The sequence below is a fragment of the Mesorhizobium alhagi CCNWXJ12-2 genome, from assembly GCF_000236565.1.
Classification (GTDB): Bacteria; Pseudomonadota; Alphaproteobacteria; order Rhizobiales; family Rhizobiaceae; genus Allomesorhizobium; species Allomesorhizobium alhagi.
This window is the reverse complement of the sequence record NZ_AHAM01000249.1, coordinates 1-411: the sequence shown is the minus strand read 5'-3', so window position 1 is coordinate 411 and position 411 is coordinate 1. Positions and strand designations below refer to the sequence as shown.

Annotated in this window: 1 protein-coding gene; it reads left to right on the top strand. The window is 66.2% G+C overall.

Going from position 1 to position 411, the window contains the following annotated elements; all coding sequences use genetic code 11:
* Positions 1 to 411 (top strand): DNA polymerase thumb domain-containing protein (locus tag MAXJ12_RS26395; RefSeq protein WP_008839151.1); only part of this gene is annotated, 411 nt, incomplete at both ends.

The window sequence follows — 411 nt, the reverse complement described above, 5'->3', positions numbered from 1 at the left end:
TGGTCTTCCCATCTCCGTCGGTGTCGCCCGCACCAAGCATCTGGCAAAAATCGCTTCGCAAGTCGCCAAACCGGACGGCCTCGTCGTGGTCAGTCCCGAACGCGAGCTCGAATTTCTCCACGACCTGCCCGTCGAACTGATGTGGGGCGTTGGTCCCGCCACCAAGGCGAAACTGACCCAGCAGGGCATTCTCACCATAGGCCAACTGGCGAAGACGCCGGGACGATCGCTCGAGCGGCTGCTTGGCCCTGCGGCGGGAGAGAAACTCGCGGCCCTGGCGTGGAACCGCGACCCGCGAGAAATCAGGACCCACCACCGGGCGCGCTCGGCTGGAGCGCAATCAGCGCTCGGCAGGAAACCGGCCGACGAACGGATCTTTCGGCCGACGCTGCTGCACCTCGCCGACCGGGG